The following is a 5,430-nucleotide window of genomic DNA, read 5'->3' on the forward strand; positions in this document are numbered from 1 at the left end:
ACGACCGACTATTCCCTGAAGGCGCACTGGACCCCGACGTCGAACCTGGAGGTTACGGCGGACGGCCAATACATCCGGTCGGACACCAGCCAGAGCAATTTCATCGTCCTCACCAACGGCCCGGCAACCGTCTTTCAGCAGAATGTCTCCGGGGACGTGGCATCATTCTCCACCATCCCGGCCAGTCAGACGACCAATGCCGCCCTTTACTCCAACAATGGCTTCCTCGACGATTTCTCCAAATCCGTTGGCGAGGAGAAAAGTGGCCGGCTTGATATCAAGTACAGTTTCGACACGGGTGTCCTGAAATCACTGCGCGCCGGGTTCCGGTATACGGACAGGACGAATTCGACGCGGGACACCGGTTATCGCTATTCAAGCATCAACGGCCGGGGTGGGCTTGAGAATTACGACCTGAGCAATATCTTCCGTGGTGACGCGAATGTGTTTGGCAGCGTGGTCACCTTCCCGCTGGAAACCATCGGCAACTACGCCAACACCCTGTCCGCGTTCGGGCTCAGTGGCGCGCCGCCCTTCCTACCCAGCGGCAGCAACGCCCAGAGCCAACAGACCTATGCGGGCTACGGGGCCGCGTATTTCGACGCCAGCCCCTGGTCGATTCCCTTGGACGGCAATATCGGTGTGCGCATCGTCAAGACCGACCTGGGCGTATCGGGATATTACCAGCAGGTGCCGCAAATCGCGCAGCCGGACGGATCGACGGCGACCGGCGATCCCCAATACGCCGCCATCGCATTCCAGGATTCCTATACCAAGCTGCTGTCCAGCCTGAACCTGCGCTATCACCTGACCGATGCCTTGCAACTGCGTTTGGCGGCATCGACCAACCTGTCGGCCCCGACTTTCTCCCAGTTAAATCCCAGCCTGACGCTGACCGAGCCGGGGCCGTCGCAACATGCCGAGATCCATACCGCGACGGGTGGCAACCCCTTGCTCAAGCCAATGACGTCCCGCAACCTCGACGCTTCGCTGGAATGGTATTTCTCCGACCATGAGTATGTCTCGGTCGCGGGCTTCTATAAAAAGGTCAACGGATACATTCAAACCGCGATCACACCGCGCGACATCACGTTCCCGGATGGAAAGACATACACCTACCAAGTCACGTCCTACACCAACGCGGCGGATGCCGAAGTGAAGGGGGCGGAGTTCTCGTTCCAGCAGTTCTTCGATTTCCTGCCGGATCCGTTTGACGGCCTGGGACTCCAGGCGAACTTCACCTATGTCGACTCGCAGGCGCCCAGTCCCGCGACATCGGGCCCCGTTACCAGCGTGCCGCTGGAGCTACTGTCAAGGTACAGCTACAACCTCGTTGGTATTTATGAGAAGGGCCCGCTGTCGCTTCGGCTCGCTTATAACTGGCGCAGCAAGTTTGTCGAAACGACGGCGGGCGTCGGCACCGGTAACCTTCCCATCTTTGACCAACCATATGGTCAGCTTGATGGCTCCTTGACCTATCAGGCAACCGAGCATGTCTCGTTTGGGATTGACGCGCGCAACATCAACAATGCGCTCAAGCTCTCATATTTCGGAATTACGACGCGTCCACGAACCGCGACGATCTCCGATCGTCGTCTAAGTTTCACGGCGCGTGTCACGTACTGATCGGACTACCGGAGAAGGGCGGCCCAGGTTGGTTCAACCGGAACCGACCTGGTCTATCCCGGGCATGGGTTCACTCCTGTCACAGGCGCCTGGGGTCGATGTCCGCACACTGGCTGATAAATTGGCTGATCAGCGGCCGGACCTGGTCATGCCAGATGGCGCCGTGGAAGAGATCGAAGTGACCGGCGCCGTCGATCAGGCGATGGGCCCGCTTGTGTTCGGGAATGCCGGTGCACAGGTCATGGGCCGCGCGGCACTGGCCGGGGCCGGCGATGTCGTCCTTGCCGCCTTCGACCGTCAACAGGGCGGTATCCTGGATCAATGCCGTGTCAACCGGCAGGCCGAACCAGGTCATCGTGCCCTCCGGCAAGGCGTTGCCGTGGTAAACGGTGGTGATGACATCCAGGAAGAATTCCGCCGGCACGTTGATGAGCGACCCCAGGCTGGCCAGGAAGGGATGACCCGCCGGATCCAGCCCATCGTCATGCAGGGTCTTCGCGATGACGTCGCAGCCCGTTGCCAGATGGCGGTTCACATAGGACCACAACACCTTCTCCTGTGTCGCCTTGGCATAGACGGGGCGTCCCACGCCGGGGTGGCCGGGACCCACCTCGGTTATGGCGTGCGCGCGAAACCAGTCTAGGGCATGGCCCGTGGCGAAGCGGTCGCCTGCGGTGGGATTGATCCGGGGATCGATCTTGCCGCCGATGAGGATGAGGCTGCGGGGGGTGGGCAGCGTGCGGCTGGACGCCAACAGGGCGGTGGCGGCGAGCGCCGGGAGCGCGGACTGGCACAGGCCGACCACGTTGACGCCCTCGCCCAGGTCTTGGATGGATTCAAGGACCTGCGACAGGCAGTCCGCGAGGCCGAAGCCGCCGCACGCGTTGGGCACGTCCGCGGCATCGCGCCATTCCAGGAGATGCAGGTCGGTCACTGCCGCCAGGTCCGCGACCATGTCATACATCAGGCGGGGGTTCACGCCTGACAAGGGGGCGACCAGCAAGGTGCGGGGCCGGTCGACCTGGGCCCGGTCGCCGGCGGCGGGAAAGCGCACCAGGCGTTCGAAGGCGCCGTCCTTTAAAATTTCCTCCGCGAAGCAGGCCCGGGGGGGACGGTCGCTTAGCGGCAAAGGCAATGGTCCCGGCATGCTCTCCTCCCTGAGGAAACGAGGGCCGGCAACGCCGATGTCGGTCGCTTCAATGGATGGGCGACCGGGGCGGCGGTCGGATTGCTGGCTATCATAGCTCAAAGGCTGGATCCTGGCATTGAGCTGGCACAAGGAAAGGCCATGAGGCGTGCCGATCAGAATTGGTATAACTAAAGAGTTATCGGCGGACGTTGTCAGTCAAATCAACACCATATGGAATATTTGAAAATAAATATCAAAATCATGGGCGGGAGTGGTTGAGGAGGATCAACGCTGGTTGGCGTCGAATACATCAAAGTTCGATTGCCCGCCCCCGGCGGGTCCAGCGAATGGAGATGATGATGCCCGACACCGAAATCGACGTGAAGAAGGTCCCGGCCGTCCGCGAGCCGGTCACCGACCTGTGGCATTCTTTCCGTGGGGAAATCGACCGCCTGTTTGAACGCTTCGATGGGGGGTTCAAGCTGCCGTCCGTGGCACGGATATTCGATCTGACGCCGACCGTCCAGACGGCCTTCAGCTTCACCGTGCCGGCGGTCGATGTGAGCGAGGATGACAAGGCCTACAAGATCACGGCCGAGCTGCCCGGTCTGGATGAGAAGCACATCGAGGTCTCCCTCTTCGGCGACCGGTTGGTCCTGAAGGGCGAGAAGCGGCAGGAACGGAAGGAGCAGGACGCGGACCACTTCCTGTCGGAACGGTCCTACGGCTCCTTCCAGCGCACCTTCCGGCTGCCTGACGGCGTCGATGCGGAGAACATCGGCGCCACCATGACCAAGGGTGTGCTGGAGATCGTGCTGCCGAAGAACGCGGAAACGCAGAAGCAGCAGAAGAAGATCGAGATCAAAGCGGCGTGATGCCAGCGCCGGTCCCGACGGCGGCGGGCTTACATCCTGCCGCCGTCGCGGGCCGGCGTCACCCCATGGGACGTCGGCGCGGTGGCCTCATCCTTGGCGCACGTACGATCCCGGTGCCGGCGTGGCGGGATGGGCGCCGGCGGCCATGGCCGGAGGCGGAACCTCCGCACCGGTCCCTGACTCACGCAGCCATGTCTCCCATGCCGGCCACCAGGAACCGTCATGGTGCGGGGCGACGCCGGCCCAGGTGTCGGGATCGATGTAACGTTGGTCCGGGTGCCGGGCTAGGATTTGATAGCCGCCGCGTTCCTCGCCGGGTGGATTGACGATGCCGACGTTGTGCCCGCCGGACACCAGGGCGAAGGTGACGGCGGTGTCGCTGAACAGGTTGATCTTATAGACGGAGCGCCAGGGGGCGACATGATCCCGAACCGTTCCCAGCGCGAAGATGGGCACCTTGACGTCACGCAGCGCGATCACGCGGCCCTCCACCGCGAAACGCCCGGCTGAGAGGCGGTTTTCCAGGAACAGGCTGCGCAGATACTCGCCGTGCATGCGCGCCGGCATGCGGGTGGTGTCGGCGTTCCAGGCCATCAGGTCCGTCATGGGCTCCCGCTCACCCAGCAGATAATCGCGGATAAGCCGGGACCAGATCAGATCGTTGGGGCGCAGCAACTGGAAGGCGGCCGACATCTGGGGACCGCTGAGATAACCTTGTTTCCACATCAGATCGTCCAGCAGGCTAACCTGCCGTTCGTCCAGGAAAAGCATCAGCTCGCCCGCCTCGGCGAAATCGGTCTGCGCCGCCAGCAGGGTCAGGCTGGCCAGGCGGTCATCGCCGTCGCGGGCCATGGTGGCGGCGGCGATGGACAGGATGGTGCCGCCCAGGCAATAGCCACAGGCGTGGATGCGCCGGCCAGGCACCGCCGCGCTAACCGCGTCCAGCGCCGCCATGACGCCCTGCTGGCGATAGTCATCCAGGCTCAGGTCGCGGTCGCCGGCATCGGGATTCTTCCATGACACCATGAAGACGGTGTGCCCGCGCCCGACCAGCCAACGGACCAGCGAATTCTCCGGCCGGAGGTCCAGGATATAGTACTTCATGATCCAGGCGGGGACGATCAGGATGGGTTCGGCCGCCACCGTCGCCGTCGTCGGTGCGTATTGGATCACTTCCATCAGGCGGTTGCGGTAAATGATCCTGCCGGGTGTCACCGCCACGTCCCGGCCCACCTGGAAGTCCTCCGTGCCGACCGGAGGGGCGTTCTTCATCAGCCGGCCGGCGTCCTCCATCCAGTTCAGGAATCCCCGTACCAGGTTCATGCCGCTTTCTTGCACAGTCCGGTGCAGAATGACGGGGTTGAACCAGGGGATGTTGGTTGGGGACAGGATGTCCGCCCACTGGCTGAACAGGAAGGCCAGTTCATCCTCATGCTGCCGCGCCACGCCCGGCACGCGATGCGCGCTGTCCAGCAGCAGCTGTTCGCCCAGCAGATAAGCCTGGGCCACCGCCGCCTGCGGCCACTCGCTCCACACCGGATCGGTGAAACGATGATCGCCGGGGCGGGGCGTGATCAGGGGCGCCGGCCGCCCGCCGGCGGCGGCGTCCGCCAGCCAGACGGCGAAGCGCCCGGCCGCGTCCGCCGCCGCCAGGGTCCAGCCCAGGCGCCGGCCCGGACTGGCCGAGAGGTGTATCAGCCAATCCGTCCACGCCTCCGCGATGACGGAGGGGGACAGGCCCTGGGTCAACTGGGCGCTCGCCGCCCGCAGGGCACGGTCCAGGGCGCGGAAGTCGGGATC

At 63.6% G+C, this 5,430-nt stretch carries 4 protein-coding genes; 2 read left to right on the top strand and 2 right to left on the bottom strand.

Annotation, left to right across the window (positions count from 1 at the left end):
* Positions 1-1,626: TonB-dependent receptor (locus I55_RS09700; protein ID WP_044560331.1), on the top strand; the 1,626-nt coding region annotated here is incomplete at its 5' end.
* A 79-nt stretch (positions 1,627-1,705) separates the two neighbouring features.
* Here the strand turns inward: I55_RS09700 and I55_RS09705 are convergent.
* Positions 1,706-2,773: a hypothetical protein gene (locus tag I55_RS09705; protein WP_083900981.1), complete on the bottom strand. Its 1,068-nt coding sequence runs from the start codon at positions 2,771-2,773 to the stop codon at positions 1,706-1,708.
* 341 nt (positions 2,774-3,114) lie between these two features.
* Here I55_RS09705 and I55_RS09710 point away from each other — a divergent pair, with 341 nt between their 5' ends.
* A complete protein-coding gene (locus I55_RS09710) occupies positions 3,115-3,630 on the top strand; it encodes an Hsp20/alpha crystallin family protein (protein WP_199902536.1) in 516 nt (171 codons plus the stop codon).
* Positions 3,631-3,717: 87 nt separating this feature from the next.
* On the opposite strand, the gene I55_RS09715 is transcribed toward I55_RS09710, so the two are convergent.
* Positions 3,718-5,430, bottom strand: a 1,713-nt coding sequence (locus I55_RS09715; RefSeq protein ID WP_044560332.1) for an alpha/beta hydrolase, incomplete at its 5' end; no start/stop codon positions are given.

Source organism: Azospirillum sp. B4 (genome assembly GCF_000333275.1).
Classification (GTDB): Bacteria; Pseudomonadota; Alphaproteobacteria; order Azospirillales; family Azospirillaceae; genus Nitrospirillum.